This window comes from Vreelandella halophila (assembly GCF_009856365.1).
Lineage (GTDB): Bacteria > Pseudomonadota > Gammaproteobacteria > Pseudomonadales > Oleiphilaceae > Halospina > Halospina utahensis_B.
The window spans coordinates 268,295-284,491 of record NZ_WMEX01000002.1 but is presented as its reverse complement, the minus strand read 5'-3'; the positions used below and the strand labels follow the sequence as shown (position 1 = coordinate 284,491).

Below are 16,197 nucleotides of genomic sequence, written 5' to 3'. Positions count from 1 at the left end.
CGCCATTGTAGCCGTCAACCAGCCAGTTTTCCTCTGTATTTACAGGCCCATACTATTTCCGGGGGCCCGAGCACTGCCCCCTTTGTCGTCACGGATTGCGGTACTCGGCTTTCGGCCCCAGATAGTACCACCAGTTCACCACCAGGCAGACGGCGTAGAAAACCGCGAAGGCGTACAGCGCATTCTCCGGGGTGGTCGCCTTGATCTGTTCCCCGAAAACCTTGGGAATGATGAAAGCGCCATAGGCCGCTACGGCGGATGTCCATCCCAGAACCGGACCAGCCTGTTCAGTGTTGAATACCTGGGCGATGGTCCGGAATGTCGACCCGTTACCGATTCCAGTTGCCGCAAAAAGCAGCAGGAACAGCAGCAGGAAGGGCATGAAGAATTCCTGCGGTGTCTGCGAGGCATAGGCCAGCTGCATGTAGTAGGCCACCCCCAGGGAGCTGGCGATCATCACCACCGCCACGATGCCGGTGACCAGTGCACCCCCTACCTTGTCCGCGATCCAGCCGCCAACAGGTCGAATCAGCGCGCCGATGAAGGGGCCCATCCAGGCGTACATCAATGCGGACGGACCGGCAGGATTAGCCGTGTCATGCGTCATGACGCCATCCACCATGATGTGCTGATAGCCGAAGATGACCTTGATCGCCAGCGCAAAGCCCGCCGAGAAGCCGATGAAGCTGCCAAAGGTCATGGTGTAGATGAGGCTCATGATCCAGGTGTGCTTGTTCGAGAAGATCTTGAACTGGCGCTGGAGATTCGGCTTGATCTCACCCGGAATCAGCTTCAGAAGCATCACCGTTGTGAACAGAATGCCCGCAATGACCGGCCACTTCACCCAGTCCGGGGTACCCAGTCCAACCGGGGCGGGAAGGATGATGTAGAGACCGACGGCGGCGGTGAAGAAGCCGATCAGCAGCATCCCCGTGATCTTGCCAAACGCGCTCAGCGGACTGCCGATGTTCGGCGATACGCCCTCGGTCCGGATATTGTCCATACCAAACCAGCCCGCGAAGGCCAGCGGAATCAGGAACAGCAACCAGACATAACCGGCATTGTGGATAAAGGTCTCACTGCCGGCGGGAATCTTGCCGATCAGGGTGCCGGAACCGTTTTCCAGGATCATGGGAGCGCCACCGAAGACACCGATGGTCATGAACAGCGGCACCAGGATCTGCATGGTCGTAACACCGGCATTACCCAGCCCGGCATTGAGCCCCAGGGCAAGGCCCTGTTTCTTCTTGGGGAAGAAAAAGCTGATGTTCGACATGGAGGAGGCGAAGTTGCCGCCGCCGATACCAGAGAGGAAAGCCAGGATCTGGAAGACCCAGAGCGGGGTTTCCTTACTCTGAAGGGCCAGGCCCGTTCCGATGGCCGGAATCATGAGCAGGGCCGTGGTAAAGAAGATGGTGTTACGACCACCCGCAATGCGGATGAAGAAGCTGCTGGGAATCCGCAGTGTGGCACCGGTCAGGCCAGCGATGGCCGTCAGTGTGAAGAGTTCTTCCTTGGGGATCGGGAAGCCCAGATTGTCCATCTGGACCGTGATGATCCCCCAGTAGAGCCACACCGCAAAACCGCACAGCAGACTCGGGATGGAAATCCACAGGTTGCGGTTGGCGACTTTCTTACCCTTTGACTCCCAGAAGTCTGGGTCTTCCACATCCCACTTATTGATTTCACCCATAACAAGGCTCCGTATCTATCTGTATGAATCGGGTTCCGCGGGAGGCTCGACCTCCCGCTTCTGTCTCAGCTTTTTGCGGCATTGCCCTCACGCCCGTAATCAAGCTGGATTTCCGGGAGGTAGCGGGCGCTTTCCTCTTCTCCACGCTCCGGGTGGCGGCGACGCTCCATGCGTACGATGGCACCGTGCATCCACAGCAGCGAGACCAGCACCAGAAGGAAGAGCAGCATGAAGCAGCTTGTCCAGACACCCAGCACGTCATTCAGTACGCCGAAGATGATCGGCAGGAAGAAACCACCGAGGCCACCGATCATCCCCACAAGACCGCCCACGGACCCCACGTGATCGGGGTAGTAAACCGGGATGTGCTTGTAGACTGCTGCCTTGCCGAGCGACATGACAAACCCGAGCACGACAGTAATCAGTGCGAAAACTGCCAGCGGTACGCCAAAGGCGAATTCAATGGGCCCATCAATGCCCTGGATGACGTAGCGGGTCTGGGGGTAGCTCAGAACAAAGAGGCAGAGCAGGGAAACGCCATAGGTCCAGTACATCACCGCACGGGCGCCGATCCTGTCGGACATCCAGCCTCCCAGGGCCCTGAATACTGAGGCCGGAAGCGCGTAGAGCGCGGCGAGCATGCCTGCCTGTTCCAGGCTGAGGTCGTAGACGCTGACGTAGTAGTTCGGCAGCCATGAAGCGAGGGCCACAAAGGCACCAAAGACAAAGAAGTAGTAGAGCGAGAAGCGCCAGACCTGAAGCTTCTTCAGCGGAGCCAGCTGCTCCTTCACCGGCATGGGCTGCGTGCCCTCTTCGACCCGACGCTTGAGACGCGGGTCATTCTCGGTCATGAACCAGAAGAGCACGGCCATGCCGGCAAGAATGGCGGCATAGACCTGGGCCGTCATTTCCCAGCCAAGGGCCACTACCAGAAAGGGCGCTCCGAAGTTGGTGACAGCGGCACCAACGTTACCGGCTCCAAAAATGCCGAGGGCTGTTCCCTGGTGTTTTTTGTCGTACCACTCCGAGGTGTAGGCAATCCCGACGATGAAAGAGCCGCCGGCCAGACCAATGCCCAGAGCAGCAACCAGAAAGAGGCCATAGGTTGTCACTGTTGAAAGGAGGAAGACTGCCACGGACGTGGCCAGCATCAGGATCGTGAAGACCAGCCGTCCACCAAAGCGCTCGGTCCACATGCCAAGGAAAATCCGGCTTATGGAACCGGTCAGAACCGGTGTCGCCACCAGGAGCCCGAACTGCGTGTCGGATAGTCCAAGATCCTGTTTGATTTTCACCCCGATCACGGAAAAGATGGTCCAGACCGCGAAACACGTGGTGAAGGCAAGCGTGGAAAATGCGAGTGCCTTATGGGCTCGCGGTGGGTCGTAATCGTGTTCACTCAGCATCGTCAGCTCCTGTTCGATCGGCGGTCACACTGTACTTTGTGACCTTCGGGCACAGAGTAACCAGATAAGGAGCATTTTAACTACAGGTTTATTTCCAAATAATCAGGAAGTTACCCATATAGGGGTAGAACCGGAAAAGTTGAGGTAGATCAAAGCGGCCTCAGGATGGCCAGCGCAAAGATCGCTGCAAGCTGAACCAGTGCCACAAGCGCCGCCATACCCCTTACCCCGGTCGGCCGCGTCTGATCCAGTGCCCACTTGCCGGCCAGGATGTAGCCTACCAGCAGGATCACCTTGCCGGTCAGCCAGTGGTGAACGAACGGCATCCAGCCGCTGAGGGCCAGCAGCCCCAGTGCGGCGGCCAGCAGGGCGGTATCATTAAGGTGGGGAACCCAGCGCAGCGGTGTACCCCGCCAGCCCGGCCGACCAGCCGCATCCAGCCCCAGGCGCAGCAGCATCAGGGCTGCGGTGGTATAGGCGGCCAGCATGTGCACACCCTTGACGATGTGATAGAACTCCATAGTCGACCCCGGACACTAAGATTTATTTAAAATATATCTTAACTGGGTTACACTGACTCTGTCATGCGATATGGCAGCAGCACAATGACGGACTGTCTGATGCTCTTCAAAGCGTTCTGGCGCCTGCTCGCGTCCCTGGCGGTGCTCCTGGGCGCCCTGGGGGTAGCCCTTCCGGGCCTGCCCACGGTGCCCTTCCTGCTGGTGGCCGCCTGGGCGGGGAGTCATGGCTGGCCGGAACTGGAACAGCGCCTGCTGGACCATCCGCGCTACGGCCCCTCCATCCGGGCCTGGCGTGAACAGCGGGCCGTGCCCAGAAGAGCGAAATGGGCCGCCTCCGTGCTGATCGCCATCAGCGTGACCATGCTGGTGGTCTCGCCGGCGCCGGAGCTGCTGCGCTGGGTGCTGCCACCGTTCCTGCTGTGCGTCACGATCTGGCTATGGAGTCGACCCGATGGCTGAACCGCTCAACTCGCCACCCCCCCTGTCCCCTGTCACGCTGTTCAGCTACCCCTTCCGTATCTTCTTTCTGTCACTGGCCGTGCAGGCTGTGGTGATTGTCCCACTCTGGGTGGGCGCCGTCACCGGGCGGCTGGACCTGCCGCTGGCAATTCCGGCACTGGCCTGGCACCAGCACGAGATGGTCTTTGCCTGGCTGCAGGCCGCCATTGCCGGTTTCCTGCTGACCGCGGTCTGTGTCTGGACGGGCACCACGCGCACCCATGGCTGGCCGCTGGCGGGGCTCTGGGGCGTCTGGCTCATGGGGAGGCTGGTGATCACGCTCGGGGAATCGCTGCCTGAGTGGCTGGTCATCGGCGTGAACCTGCTGTTCCTGCCGCTGCTCATGCTGGATGCGGGGATGCGTGTGTGGCGGGCACGCCAGCCGCGCCAGATCCCGATACTGCTGGTTCTCCTCGGGCTCTGGCTGATGCAGGCGACCTTTCTCATCAGCGGCAGCGGCACTGCCCTCGACGGTGCCCTGCTCATGGCCATGACACTGATGCTGATCATTGGAGGCCGCATCACCCCCAACTTCTCCATGGGCTGGCTGCGGACCCGGGGGCTCTCTACTGACGGCATCACCATCATTCCCTGGCTGGAGAAACTGGTTCTGGGTGTGATGGCACTGACCTTCCTGAGTGTGCTCGTACTGCCTGACCCGGTTACGGGCATCCTGGCACTGGTGGCCGGAACCGTGGCACTGGTCCGCATCCTGCTCTGGCGCGGATGGCGGGTAGCCCGTGAACCGCTGCTGTGGATCCTGCACCTGTCGCTGCTGTGGATTCCAGTAGCGCTCTGGCTTCTCGCAGCCAGCCGCTTTAACGCCATACCCGAGACGGTCTGGGTCCACGCCACCGGCCTGGGCGCCATGGGCGGACTCATTCTGGGCGTAATCAGCCGCGTGGTGCTGGGCCATACCGGTCGCACACTGGTTCTGCCGGGCGGTATGGTCACTGCTTTCGTAATGATCCACCTGGGAGCCCTGATCCGGGTCGTCACCGGCGCCGGCGGCATGGCCTGGCAGACGGGCATCAGTGTCAGCGCCCTGCTGTGGATGATCGCCTTCGGGCTCTTCCTGTTCCGCTACACGGGCATCCTTGTGCGGCCACGCGTTGACGGGAGGCCTGGCTGATGCGACTGACGCGCCACACCGACTACGCCGTGCGCATGCTCATGTTCCTGGCACTGCGCGACGGCCAGCTGGGCACCATCCGCGAGATTGCCAATGCCTACGGCATCTCCCGCAACCACCTGATGAAGGTGGCCCATGAGCTGCAACGCCACGGCTACCTGGAAACCATCCGCGGCAAGGGCGGTGGCCTGCGCCTGGCGTTGCCGCCCGAACGGATCATGCTGGGGGATCTGGTCCGCACCATGGAGCCGGATCTGAAAATCGCGGAATGCTTCGGATGTGATAACCAGTGCGTGATCACGCCCAGCTGCCAGCTGAAGTTCGTGCTGGATGAGGCCCTGGGGGCGTTCCTGAAGGTTCTGGACGGTTACAGCCTGGAGGATGTCACCTCACCACGGGCCCAGAAACTGCGACAGCACCTGGCGCTGACACTGGAAGGCGAGCCGACGCCGGCTCTCAACAGCAGGCCGGGAACCTGAAGACCGGCCTGTTCAGAGTGCGCCGAATCTCAGCCCGCCGTACTGCTCGCCCACCAGCCGCTCCAGGAAATCCAGATCCCTGAGCCCGATAGGGCTGCGCTCCGGCGCCAGGATCCCCTCGCGCCGGAAGTCATTGAGCACCCGGGAGACTGTCTCCTCACGGACACCGAGCATCAGGGCCACCTGCTTCTGGCGGCATGGCAGGCGGATCTCACGGCTTTCCTGCTCCTCATGGAGCTGCAGCAGGAAGGCGGCCACCCGCTGTTCGGCGGAACTGGCCGTGAAGAAATCCACCTGGTTGAAGGAGCTCTGAAGCCGTTCACTGGTCTGTTCCAGAAGGCGGGAAGCGAAGGGACCGTTGGCCTCGGCCAGGGCTCGCAGCTGGCGCGCCGGGACCCCGAACACCCGACTGCGCAGCGTCGCCCGGTAACTCATGATGTAGCCACTGCCATTGAGAAACGCGGCCGTCAGCGCCACCAGACGCCCGGGGCCGTGGGTGCAGAAGAACTTCTCGTCACCATTCTCGGTGTAGCGCACACCGGCAATCTGGCCGCTGTCGACCACCCCACAGTAATGGGCTGACTGCCCCTCACTGAACAGCAGTTCTCCGGCGCGGGTTTCCAGCCGCACCGTCGCTCCGATCAGGTTATCAAGCTCACGCCGGGACAGGCTCCGGAACGGGCTGTACGCGAGCAGCCGCTCACGCAGGCGTTGCGCTTCATCGTTCCGGATCCGTGTCTCCTGCATTCACTCCAACTCACTCTGTTTCCCGGTGAAGGCCTGGGCCTATCCCACGAATTCCTGCAGTCCCGCCCTGTCCAGGAGGGTGACCTGACGCTGGGCAACCTGGATCAGCCCGCGGTTACGCAGCTCCTTGAGCACACGGGACAGGGTCTCAGGCTGCATGGCCAGCTGCGAGGCCAGGAGCCCCTTGGGCAGAGGCAGTTCCACTACCACCCCGGTGTTGCGCCGGTCCGCGCCCGGAACCAGGCTGAGCAGATACTGGACCAGCCGCTCCCGGGCGTTCTGCGCCGTCAGAATGGTGCGCTCCTCCACTGTCTGGGACATGGCCGCCGCCACGTAGCGCATCACGTTCATCATGTAATCGGAACGACCGGCCACCATCTCCCGCAGCAGAGCACCACTGAACGAGCGGACCCGGGTGGGCTCCAGGCTCTGGGCATACCAGGGGTAGCGCCCATCCGGTGAGCAGGCCGCAACCTCCGCAAGCACCTCATCCGCGCCGGCACTGCCCAGAACGCGCTCGCTGCCCTGGTCAGTGACCCGGAACAGCTTCACGGAACCGGAAAGCACAATGAAGAACCGCTCCGCTCTGTCCCCCTCGCGGCAAAGCATCTCTCCCGCCTCCAGAGTATGCAGGCGGCTGCGCTGGCACAGGCTGGCCAGATCCTGATCGCCCAGATCCTGGAAGAATGGGTGCCGGTGGATGGCGCAGTGCTCCAGGCGCGGGCACAGCAGGGGGTCTGCCAGCTTCGCATGGGTTACATCGGCCAGTTTGATCGCGTCACAGGATGTCACGGCAGCCTCCTCGGTTTGACGGTTGTTCGCTGTGGGGGTGTTATGCCTTGACATATTACAAACTCCCGGCCGTTCAGGCTGCGCCCCTTAGGTGGTACTCCCTGTGGGTCCCATGCTGCACCGCCAGCTTAAAGAATTATTTAATATGCATCTTAAATCAGAGAGAGGCTGGCCGCAATCCTCGGATTTTCCATTCACAGCTGGATCATGCGAATGGTCTACGGCGGGCTCGCCATGAGCAGACACCAGAATCCCATTATTGATTTATATGTTTTACATCTTTAAAGTCAGCCCGGATAATCACACCAGTCACGGAACCGCCGTGCAGACCCCAAAGCCATGACCGGGAGGACACGCCCATGTCCGAGGGACTGACCCGAAACGCCGCGCGCAACATCTTCTATGGAGGCTCGACGATCTTCTTCCTGATCTTCGCCGGCCTGACCATCCATACCCATATCTACATGAGTACCACCTCGACCAACAGCGACAAGCTGGATGAGGACGTCATCGCCGGCAAGGAGGTCTGGGAGGAGCACTCCTGCATCAACTGCCACACCATCATGGGCGAAGGGGCCTACTTCGGGCCCGAACTGTCCAACGTCTGGCACCGCTACGGCGGGCGCGAGAATCCGAAAGCCGCCAGGGCGGGCATCAAGGGGTGGATGAAAGCCCAGCCCATCGAGGCGCCGGGGCGCCGACAGATGCCGCAGTTCAACCTCAACGAACAGGAGCTGGACCACCTGGTGGATTTCTTCAAGTGGGTGGACGGTATCGACACCCACGACTGGCCACCGCACAAGTCCGGCTGACCATGCCCGCAATCCACTCCGTCCGTTCATCCAGGGAGAGAACCGATGAAGTATGAAACCCAGAAAGTGGCCCTGCCGTTCTTCGCGGTGGCCATGGCGCTGTTCGCGCTGCAGATCTGTTTCGGGCTGATGGCGGCGACCGTCTATGTCATGCCCGAATTCCTTTCCGAGGCCATGCCCTTCCACATCATGCGCATGAGCCACACCAACCTGCTGCTGGTCTGGCTGCTGATCGGCTTTTTCGGCGCCACCTATTACCTGCTGCCGGAAGAGGCCGAGACTGAGCTCCACTCACCGACCATGGCCTACATCCAGCTCGCGATCTTCGCCGGTGCCGGTGCCGCGGCGCTGATCGGCTACCAGTTCGGGATCCATGGGGGCCGCCACTACCTGGAGCAGCCGGTCTATGTGAAGATCCTGCTGACCATCTCGTTCCTGATGTTCCTGTACAACAACACCCGTACGGTCATGAAGGGCCGGCGCACGTCGGTCTCCACTGTACTGCTGCTGGGGCTGTGGCTGGCGGCCATCTTCTGGATGTTCGCCTTCTACGAACCGGACAACCTGGCCCAGGACAAGCTCTGGTGGTGGTGGATCGTGCACGTCTGGGTCGAGGGCGTCTGGGAACTGATCATGGCCTCCATCCTCGCCTACCTGCTGATCAAGATGACCGGCGTGGACCGCGAGATCATCGAAAAGTGGCTGTACGTGATCGTGGGCCTGGTGCTGTTCTCCGGCCTGCTTGGCACCGGCCACCACTACTACTGGCTGGGCACCCCCGGCTACTGGCAGCCCATCGGCAACATCTTCTCCACCATGGAGGTCATTCCGTTCTTCGCCATGGTGATGTTCGCCTTCTACATGTTCTGGAAGGGCTCCCGGGAACACCCGAACAAGGCGGCCATGCTCTGGACCCTCGGCTGCGCGGTGGTTTCCTTCTTCGGGGCCGGGGTCTGGGGCTTCATGCATACCCTGTCCTGGGTCAACTACTACACCCATGGCACCCAGATCACGGCGGCGCACGGGCACCTGGCCTTCTTCGGTGCCTACGCGATGCTCAACATGGCCATCATCAGCTATGCCATGCCCCAGCTGCGCCGGCTCCAGCCCTACAACCAGATCATGAACATGTGGTCGTTCTGGATCATGGTCGGTGGCATGTGCTTCATGACCTTCACTCTCACCTTTGCCGGGGTGGTCCAGACCCATATGCAGCGGGTGCTGGGCGAGGACTTCATGACGGTTCAGAACCAGCTGGATATTTTCTTCATCATGCGGCTTGGCTCGGGTACCGCCGTGGCGCTGGGTGTCGTTCTGTTCCTGATCGCCATCTTCGGACCGGCCCGTGAGCAGCTCCCAGCCCATGTCAAAGGCGGCAACGGTAACGGGAGCAGCCAATGAGCGCCGTCGAAGCGCCCTACTACGAACCGGTCGGCCACGAACGTGAGCTCTTCGAGTATGCGTTCCACCGTAAGCTCCCGCTCCTGCTCAAGGGCCCGACCGGCTGCGGCAAAACGCGCTTTGTCAGCCACATGGCGGCGCGTCTGGGGCTGCCACTGCAGACAGTCGCCTGCCATGACGACCTCACGGCCTCTGATCTGACCGGTCGTTACCTGCTGCAGGGCGGTGAGACCGTCTGGACAGACGGGCCACTGACCCGGGCCGTTCGCCACGGCGGCCTGTGCTACCTGGACGAGGTGGTGGAGGCCCGCAAGGACGTGACGGTGGTCATGCACCCGCTGACCGACGACCGTCGGGTGCTGCCCCTGGACCGCACCGGCGAAACCCTGGAGGCCCCGGAGGACTTCATGATGGTCGCCTCCTACAACCCCGGCTACCAGCATGTGCTCAAGTCGCTCAAGCCCAGCACCCGCCAGCGCTTCGTGGCGCTGGAGCTGGACTTCCCGCCGCCGGAGCAGGAGCTGGCCATCGTGGTGCACGAGAGCGATCTGGCCCGGGAACGGGCCAGGGCCCTGGTGAACCTTGCCGTGCGCCTGCGGGAGCTCAAAGGGCAGGACCTGGAGGAGGCGGTCTCCACCCGCCTGCTGGTCTACTGCGCCCGACTGATGCAGGCCGGCATGCCGGTGCTGCAGGCCTGCCGCGCGACGCTGGTGGAGCCACTGAGTGACGATACCGACGTGCGTGAAGGGCTGATGGAAACCATAAGGGCCACTTTCGGGGGCTGAGGAGACGCCAGGTTGGCATCCTTTTTCGAGGTTGAGGAAATCGCCGGGCAACTATGGCACCGCTGGGCCTCCCGCGCGGTCAGTTACCCGCGCTACCCGGACGCCGGCGTTGCCCTGGCGGAACTCGAGGGCAGCCTGGGCGTGTTCTTCCGGGCCATGGGAGGGCCCGGCGCCATCCCGGTCAGTGCCGTGGAACCCCGTGCCTCCGGCCACCGCCTGACCTTCCGCCAGAAGCTCGGCTTCGACCAGGAAAGCCTGGACATGGCCTTCCTGGACGACGACCAGCTGCTTCTGCCGCCACGCATGGACTACTTTCCCAGTCGTGAACTCAACCGGGGCGCCTACCACTGGCTGACCGCGCTGCTCACCCTCCTGCCAGAGCCGACGCCGGATCAGCCGGCGCTGGCGGCGGACATTGCCTGGCTGCGGGCGGTGCACCAGGCCGAAGGCGTCCTGGAGCGGGACTTCCCCGGCCTGATGGCCACCGGCAGGGCCTGCCGCGAGCACCTGCTATCAGTTCGCCCATGCCAACGCCTGCCGGCCTGGGAGGACGCGGTGGATCATGGCATACGGGTGCTCCTGGGCGAGCAGCGGGATCCCGTCACCGCAGAGCGGGAGCAGGTCCTGGCCTGGGTCCTTGACCAACCCGAACCCGCTTTGCCGGAAACCACCCCAACGGGCTACCGGCCACCGTTGCCGGTGCCCTTCTGGGGTCAGCGTCGGCCGGGGCGCCACGCGGGTACCCCTAAAGAGCCGGAGGACGGCGAGGACCCACGCCAGGGCGCCACGCCCGAGGCCGAAGGCGGCAAACGCCAGGCCATACGCCGCCGCCAGGACCAGAGCGAACGCGACGACCCGCTGGCACTGAACATCTTCGAGAAGATGCTGTCCTGGACCGAGATGGTCAATGTGAACCGCCCGGTAGAGGACGAGAATGAGGAGGATGCCCGCAAGGCGGCAGAGCAGATCGAGGAGATCACCCTGAGCCCGCACCGGGAGAAGACCGCCTCGCGCCTGAAGGTAGAGCTGGACCTGACCCCGGATGCGCCGGATGTCGGCGCGCTCAGCGGACCTGTGACCTACCCCGAATGGCACTATCGCAAAAAACGCTACCTGGATGACCAGTGTCGGGTGCATCCGGCCATCCAGTCCCTGGAAGGCGAGGACTGGACCCCGGATGAAGGCACACGCCGGCGCATCCGCCGTGTCCAGCGTCAGTTCGAGGCCCTCCAGCCCCAGCGCCAATGGCTGCGCGAACAGCCGGACGGCGACGAGTTCGACATGGATGCGCTCATCCGCAACCGCTGCGACATCCGGGCCACCGGCAACGGCTCGGAACGCATCCACCAGGCCCTGCTCACCCAGACCCGGGACCTGGCCGTAACCCTGCTGGTGGACACCTCGCTTTCCACCGAATCCTGGCTTGCGGACCGCCGTGTCCTGGATGTGGAGAAAGAGGCCCTGCTGGTGCTGTGCCACGGCCTGGCCGCCTGCGGCGATGACTTCAGCATCCATGGCTTCACCTCCCGGCGCCGCCACAATGTGGAAGTGAACACCATCAAGGGCTTCCACGAACGCGCGGATGAAACCGTGCGCCGGCGCATCCAGGCCCTCAAACCCGGCCATTACACCCGCATGGGCGCTGCCATACGGCACGTGAGCCAGGAACTGGCGCAACGCGGCAACCGCAACCGCCTGCTGCTGGTGCTCACGGACGGCAAGCCCAATGACACGGACTACTACGAAGGACGCTACGCGCTGGAGGACACCCGCAAGGCGGTACTGGAAGCCCGCCAGCAGGACGTGCGCACCTTCGGCATCACCATCGACCAGCAGGCGCGCCAGTACTTTCCCTGGGTCTTCGGGCGCGGGGCCTACCACATCGTGCAGCGCCCGGAACAGCTGAGCGCGGCGCTGCCCGGCATCTACCAGCAGATCGCAGGAGTCTGACCATGCACCGAGTCCACCGTCCCCTTGCCCTGCTGATCCTGGGCGCCGCAATCGCCGGCTGCGGCGAGGCTCCGGTTCCCAAAGGCTGCGGCCCCGAGGCCAGTGCCGCGGAAGAAACCGCCATGAACGGCACGCCCATTCCCGAATGCGCCGGCCCCCAGGCCCAGGCCTGCCTCGCGGACAGTGGCCGGAAGCACTACTTCTGCAGCACAGCGGACCTGCTGGAATGGCAGAAGGGACTGGAGGATAACGAAGGGGAGATCGTTACCTTCACCCGGGATCTGTCGGATGTGGACTGGGACCCCAGAGACACCGGCGACTGGGTCACCATGGATACCGCCTGGTTCGTGGTCGGCCATGAACGCGACAATGGGCAGGGCCAGACACCACCGACGGGGTTCTCGGATCTGGGGGATGCGGAGATCTTCGCCAGTAAGCATGGCGGCCGCATTACCGGCCCCCAGGGCCTGCCTGCTCCCGGCGACTAGCCGGATTGCCGCAGGCCGCGCGCCGCCCCCACCATGGCCGCCAACGCGGGCCGCACTTCGTCCCAGTTGCGGGTCTTGAGCCCGCAGTCCGGGTTCACCCAGAGACGCTCCGACGGAATGCGTTCAACCGCCTTCCGGAGCAGCGCCACCATGGATGCCTCAGTGGGAATGTTGGGCGAATGGATGTCGTAGACGCCCGGCCCGATGCCATTGGGATACTCGAAGTGCTCAAACGCTTCCAGCAGCTCCATGTCCGAACGTGAGGTCTCGATGGTGATCACGTCCGCGTCCATGCGGGCGATGGCGGTCATGATATCGTTGAACTCGGAATAGCACATGTGCGTGTGGATCTGGGTGTCATCACTGACGCCATTGGCCGCGATGCGGAAGGCGTTGATGGCCCATTCCAGATACGTCTCCCACTCCGAACGCCGCAGCGGCAGGCCCTCGCGCAGCGCCGCCTCGTCAATCTGGATGATGCGGATGCCGGCGGCCTCCAGGTCCTGGACCTCTTTTCTGACGGCAAGCGCCAGCTGGTTGGCGGTGTCCCGCTCCGGCTGGTCATCGCGCACGAAGGACCAGTTGAGCAGTGTTACCGGCCCGGTGAGCATGCCCTTCACCGGGCGCTCGGTCAGTGACTGGGCATAGCGGATCCAGTCCACCGTCATGGGGTCGGGCCGGTCCACGTCGCCGTAGATGATCGGCGGCTTCACGCAACGCGAACCGAACGACTGCACCCAGCCATGGCGGGTGAAGGCGAAGCCGTCCATCAGCTCACCGAAGTATTCCACCATGTCGTTGCGTTCGGCCTCCCCGTGAACCAGCACATCCAGGCCCAGCGCCTCCTGCTCACGGATGCAGTCCCGGATCTCGGCCTGCATGGCTTCCCGGTAGGCGGCCTCCGAGAGATCCCCGCGCCGGTACTGCAGACGTGTACGCCGGATTTCCCCAGTCTGCGGAAAGGAACCGATGGTGGTGGTCGGGAAACGGGGCAGATCCAGATGGCGCTGTTGCGCCTCAATCCGCCGCGCATAGGGGGACTGGCGCTGCCCCATGGCCTCGTTCAGCCCGGCCACGGCCTCGCGCACCGCCGGATTGCGCACCCGCTGGGACTGACTGCGACTTTCATGACAGGCACGGTTGGCCGCCAGTTCCGCGATGATGGCGTTGCGCCCCTTGTTGAGGCCCTTCTCCAGGATTTCGAGCTCTTCCAGCTTCTGCACGGCGAAGGCCAGCCAGCCGCGCAGAGCCTCATCCAGGTCCGGTTCCGCGTCCAGATCCATGGGCACATGCAGGAGGGAGCAGGCGGGCGCAATCCAGAGCCGATCACCCAGGGCGGCATGCACGGGCTCGAGCCAGTCCATCAACGCCGTCAGGTCCGCCTTCCAGACGTTGCGCCCGTCCACCACGCCCAGTGACAGCACCCGCCCCTGTGGAAGCTGCTCCACGGCCCGCTGAACGTCCGCGCCGCCGCGCACCGCATCCAGATGCAGGCCCGCCACCGGCAGCCGACAGGCCAGTTCCAGATTATCCCCCAGGTGGCCGAAATAGGTGGTCAGAAGCAGGCTGACCCGGGTATCCGTCAGCCGGTGATAGGCCGTCTCCAGGGCATTTCGCCATTCAGGGGCCAGGTCCGTGACCAGTATGGGTTCGTCGATCTGGACCCAATCGACGCCGGCATCCGCGAGCTGTTCAAGCAGGCCAGCATAGGCCTCCGCAAGCGCTGTCAGATGCTCGAGGCGCTCACTGCCGTCGTCCTTGCTCTTGCCAAGCCACAGATAGGTGACGAGCCCCACCAGCACGGGTTTCGGGTTGTGCCCCTGCTCCCGTGCCTCGGTAACCTGCGCCACCAGAGCACTGGCATCCGGCCTGAAACGGCTCTCCCGCGTGAACTCCGGAACAATGTAGTGGTAGTTGGTGTCGAACCACTTGGTCATCTCCCCGGCTGCCACCACGCTCTCATCGTCATCGGTGGCGGAACGGCCGCGGGCCAGGCGGAAATACTGGTCCGTGGCACTGCCGCCGAGATCGCGCACCCTGGGCGGGACATGCCCGAGCATGATGCTGGTGTCCAGTACATGGTCGTACCAGGAGAAATCGCCCACCGGTACCCGGTGAAGGCTGGACTGCTTCTGCCAGTGCTGGCGGCGCAGGTCACGGCTGCGCTGGATCAGTTCCGCTTCAGTGATTTCTCCCCGCCAGAATGCTTCCAGCCCGAACTTGAGTCCACGTTTGGCTCCGATGCGGGGGAATCCGAGATTGTGCGTGGTCACCATGGTCGTCTCCTCCGATCAATTGTTAACCAGAAGCATGGTGACACCACAAAACCAGCAACAAAATTGATGGTTTTTAGCTTATTAATGAACCATTTTCATGTTTCCCGGCATCTTTCCGTGCCCAACGGCATGGATCCGCCGGAACACGGCCAGTACCGGGCCGGCATCCATGTGTGCCCCGGCGCGGCCCTGAGACGAAGTGATTCCCGGAGCGTTTGCTGAAGCAGCCCAGAGTCTCCATCACTCCACTCTTGGTCATAGAAGCCCCAGTTCCAACCGGGCCTCCTCGCTGAGCATGTCGTAGGTCCAGGGCGGATCAAACACGATGTCCACCTCCGCGTTTTCCACGAACGGAACCTCCCTCAAGCGGTTGCGGGCATCGCCGGCGATCACATCGCCCATGCCACATCCCGGGGAGGTCAGGGTCATCCTGAGGTACACGGAACGCTGCTCCACGCTCACACTGAGACCGTAGACAAGCCCGAGACTGACGATGTTCACCGGAATCTCGGGGTCATAGACCTGCTCCAGTGCCTGCCAGCACTGATCCTCACTGATTTTCCCGTCTTCCGGCGGTTCAAATATGGCCACATCACTGCGCAGGCCCACCTTGCCGGCCTCCTCTGGAGACAGCCGGTATAGGTTACCCCCATGGTTGACGGTCACGCTGCCACCAAGCGCCTGGGTAACCGAGACCTGTGCCCCCTCGGGCAGTGTGACCTCGTTGCCATGCGGCACACGCCGGGCCACGCACGCCATGGGCAGGGCCAGTTCCCTGGGCGGTGCCGCCGGCTGTTTGGCGTACGGCGCTTTGATGGTCAGGGTCTGGGCGTCCGCTGCCGTCTCCAGGTCGAGCCGGATTTCACGGAGATAGGGAAGACTCGGCGCGTCCACGTAGAGCGTGACCTCACCGAAATCCAGCCGTGCATCACTCGCCTGCTCCTCGCCAGGCGGACAGAAGGCCAGACAGCTCTCTGCTCTCGACGTGCCGCCATTCTGGACAAAGAGGCGTGCCGCCATGCCCGGAATTTCCTGTTTGGCCAGTATATCCGCGAGGTAGTCCTGCGCTGCGTCACTGACCTCGGCATCGATGCTCATACCAGAGCCCCTTACGAGTTACATTTCCTGAATCCCAATGGCACAGGAAGTCCAGTCGTGGCCATTACCACTGTTGCTTCGTATGTCACCAGGGTAGCCACCCCTGACCAGAATGGTAC

The 16,197-nt window shown here is 62.9% G+C and carries 15 protein-coding genes; 8 read left to right on the top strand and 7 right to left on the bottom strand.

What is annotated here, in order from left to right:
* Positions 1 to 88: 88 nt before the first annotated feature.
* The 3 genes from GLW01_RS04655 to GLW01_RS04645 form a co-directional block, all read right to left on the bottom strand.
* Complete coding sequence (locus tag GLW01_RS04655) at positions 89 to 1,693, bottom strand: MFS transporter (RefSeq protein WP_160898291.1); 1,605 nt, start codon at positions 1,691 to 1,693, stop codon at positions 89 to 91.
* Positions 1,694 to 1,758: 65 nt separating this feature from the next.
* Positions 1,759 to 3,099, bottom strand: coding sequence for an MFS transporter (locus GLW01_RS04650; RefSeq protein WP_160898290.1), 1,341 nt, complete (start codon positions 3,097 to 3,099; stop codon positions 1,759 to 1,761).
* A gap of 149 nt (positions 3,100 to 3,248) precedes the next feature.
* Positions 3,249 to 3,620 (bottom strand): SirB2 family protein, encoded by a 372-nt coding sequence (locus GLW01_RS04645; RefSeq protein WP_160898289.1) that lies wholly within the window; start codon positions 3,618 to 3,620, stop codon positions 3,249 to 3,251.
* A 99-nt stretch (positions 3,621 to 3,719) separates the two neighbouring features.
* Here GLW01_RS04645 and GLW01_RS04640 point away from each other — a divergent pair, with 99 nt between their 5' ends.
* Genes GLW01_RS04640 through GLW01_RS04630 form a run of 3 tightly spaced genes read left to right on the top strand, consistent with a single transcriptional unit; the run spans position 3,720 to position 5,729 of the window.
* The gene (locus GLW01_RS04640) at positions 3,720 to 4,079 is read left to right on the top strand and encodes a YbaN family protein (RefSeq protein ID WP_077531700.1); all 360 of its coding nucleotides are present in this window, start codon (positions 3,720 to 3,722) and stop codon (positions 4,077 to 4,079) included.
* A complete protein-coding gene (locus tag GLW01_RS04635) occupies positions 4,072 to 5,250 on the top strand; it encodes an NnrS family protein (RefSeq protein ID WP_160898288.1) in 1,179 nt (392 codons plus the stop codon). Before GLW01_RS04640 ends, GLW01_RS04635 begins: the two co-directional genes overlap by 8 nt.
* Positions 5,250 to 5,729, top strand: coding sequence for an RrF2 family transcriptional regulator (locus GLW01_RS04630; RefSeq protein WP_151441543.1), 480 nt, complete (start codon positions 5,250 to 5,252; stop codon positions 5,727 to 5,729). The genes GLW01_RS04635 and GLW01_RS04630 overlap by 1 nt, the downstream gene beginning before the upstream one ends.
* 12 nt (positions 5,730 to 5,741) lie before the next feature.
* Here GLW01_RS04630 and GLW01_RS04625 read toward each other — a convergent pair whose 3' ends face one another.
* The gene (locus tag GLW01_RS04625) at positions 5,742 to 6,476 is read right to left on the bottom strand and encodes a Crp/Fnr family transcriptional regulator (RefSeq protein ID WP_160898287.1); all 735 of its coding nucleotides are present in this window, start codon (positions 6,474 to 6,476) and stop codon (positions 5,742 to 5,744) included.
* 39 nt (positions 6,477 to 6,515) lie between these two features.
* A complete protein-coding gene (locus tag GLW01_RS04620) occupies positions 6,516 to 7,268 on the bottom strand; it encodes a Crp/Fnr family transcriptional regulator (RefSeq protein WP_160898286.1) in 753 nt (250 codons plus the stop codon).
* Positions 7,269 to 7,627: 359 nt separating this feature from the next.
* Between GLW01_RS04620 and GLW01_RS04615 the strand changes: the two genes are divergently transcribed.
* From GLW01_RS04615 to GLW01_RS04595, 5 genes are read left to right on the top strand one after another with little or no spacing between them, the layout of a single operon-like run.
* Positions 7,628 to 8,080, top strand: coding sequence for a c-type cytochrome (locus tag GLW01_RS04615; RefSeq protein WP_151441540.1), 453 nt, complete (start codon positions 7,628 to 7,630; stop codon positions 8,078 to 8,080).
* Between the two features lie 45 nt (positions 8,081 to 8,125).
* Positions 8,126 to 9,481, top strand: a complete 1,356-nt coding sequence (locus GLW01_RS04610; RefSeq protein ID WP_160898285.1) for a cbb3-type cytochrome c oxidase subunit I — start codon at positions 8,126 to 8,128, stop codon at positions 9,479 to 9,481.
* Complete coding sequence (locus tag GLW01_RS04605; protein ID WP_160898284.1) at positions 9,478 to 10,266, top strand: CbbQ/NirQ/NorQ/GpvN family protein; 789 nt, start codon at positions 9,478 to 9,480, stop codon at positions 10,264 to 10,266. The genes GLW01_RS04610 and GLW01_RS04605 overlap by 4 nt, the downstream gene beginning before the upstream one ends.
* Positions 10,267 to 10,278: 12 nt before the next feature.
* Entirely contained in the window at positions 10,279 to 12,216 is a 1,938-nt protein-coding gene (locus tag GLW01_RS04600; protein WP_160898283.1) for a nitric oxide reductase activation protein NorD, read from the top strand.
* A gap of 2 nt (positions 12,217 to 12,218) precedes the next feature.
* Entirely contained in the window at positions 12,219 to 12,704 is a 486-nt protein-coding gene (locus GLW01_RS04595; protein WP_160898282.1) for a nitrous oxide reductase accessory protein NosL, read from the top strand.
* On the opposite strand, the gene metE is transcribed toward GLW01_RS04595, so the two are convergent.
* Complete coding sequence (gene metE / locus GLW01_RS04590; protein ID WP_160898281.1) at positions 12,701 to 14,980, bottom strand: 5-methyltetrahydropteroyltriglutamate--homocysteine S-methyltransferase; 2,280 nt, start codon at positions 14,978 to 14,980, stop codon at positions 12,701 to 12,703. The two genes, GLW01_RS04595 and metE, sit on opposite strands and share 4 nt — an antisense overlap.
* A 255-nt stretch (positions 14,981 to 15,235) precedes the next feature.
* On the bottom strand, positions 15,236 to 16,078 hold the full coding sequence (locus GLW01_RS04585) for an iron-sulfur cluster assembly protein (protein ID WP_160898280.1): 843 nt from the start codon (positions 16,076 to 16,078) through the stop codon (positions 15,236 to 15,238).
* Between the last annotated feature and the right edge of the window lie 119 nt (positions 16,079 to 16,197).

What these genes read in the sequence shown, in the direction of transcription:
- GLW01_RS04630 (WP_151441543.1), top strand. Translation starts at nt 5,250, where the DNA reads ATGCGACTGACGCGCCACACCGACTACGCCGTGCGCATGCTCATGTTC.
- GLW01_RS04655 (WP_160898291.1), bottom strand. Translation starts at nt 1,693, where the DNA reads ATGGGTGAAATCAATAAGTGGGATGTGGAAGACCCAGACTTCTGGGAG.
- GLW01_RS04625 (WP_160898287.1), bottom strand. Translation starts at nt 6,476, where the DNA reads ATGCAGGAGACACGGATCCGGAACGATGAAGCGCAACGCCTGCGTGAG.
- GLW01_RS04645 (WP_160898289.1), bottom strand. Translation starts at nt 3,620, where the DNA reads ATGGAGTTCTATCACATCGTCAAGGGTGTGCACATGCTGGCCGCCTAT.
- GLW01_RS04650 (WP_160898290.1), bottom strand. Translation starts at nt 3,099, where the DNA reads ATGCTGAGTGAACACGATTACGACCCACCGCGAGCCCATAAGGCACTC.
- metE (WP_160898281.1), bottom strand. Translation starts at nt 14,980, where the DNA reads ATGGTGACCACGCACAATCTCGGATTCCCCCGCATCGGAGCCAAACGT.
- GLW01_RS04640 (WP_077531700.1), top strand. Translation starts at nt 3,720, where the DNA reads ATGCTCTTCAAAGCGTTCTGGCGCCTGCTCGCGTCCCTGGCGGTGCTC.
- GLW01_RS04595 (WP_160898282.1), top strand. Translation starts at nt 12,219, where the DNA reads ATGCACCGAGTCCACCGTCCCCTTGCCCTGCTGATCCTGGGCGCCGCA.
- GLW01_RS04635 (WP_160898288.1), top strand. Translation starts at nt 4,072, where the DNA reads ATGGCTGAACCGCTCAACTCGCCACCCCCCCTGTCCCCTGTCACGCTG.
- GLW01_RS04615 (WP_151441540.1), top strand. Translation starts at nt 7,628, where the DNA reads ATGTCCGAGGGACTGACCCGAAACGCCGCGCGCAACATCTTCTATGGA.
- GLW01_RS04585 (WP_160898280.1), bottom strand. Translation starts at nt 16,078, where the DNA reads ATGAGCATCGATGCCGAGGTCAGTGACGCAGCGCAGGACTACCTCGCG.
- GLW01_RS04610 (WP_160898285.1), top strand. Translation starts at nt 8,126, where the DNA reads ATGAAGTATGAAACCCAGAAAGTGGCCCTGCCGTTCTTCGCGGTGGCC.
- GLW01_RS04605 (WP_160898284.1), top strand. Translation starts at nt 9,478, where the DNA reads ATGAGCGCCGTCGAAGCGCCCTACTACGAACCGGTCGGCCACGAACGT.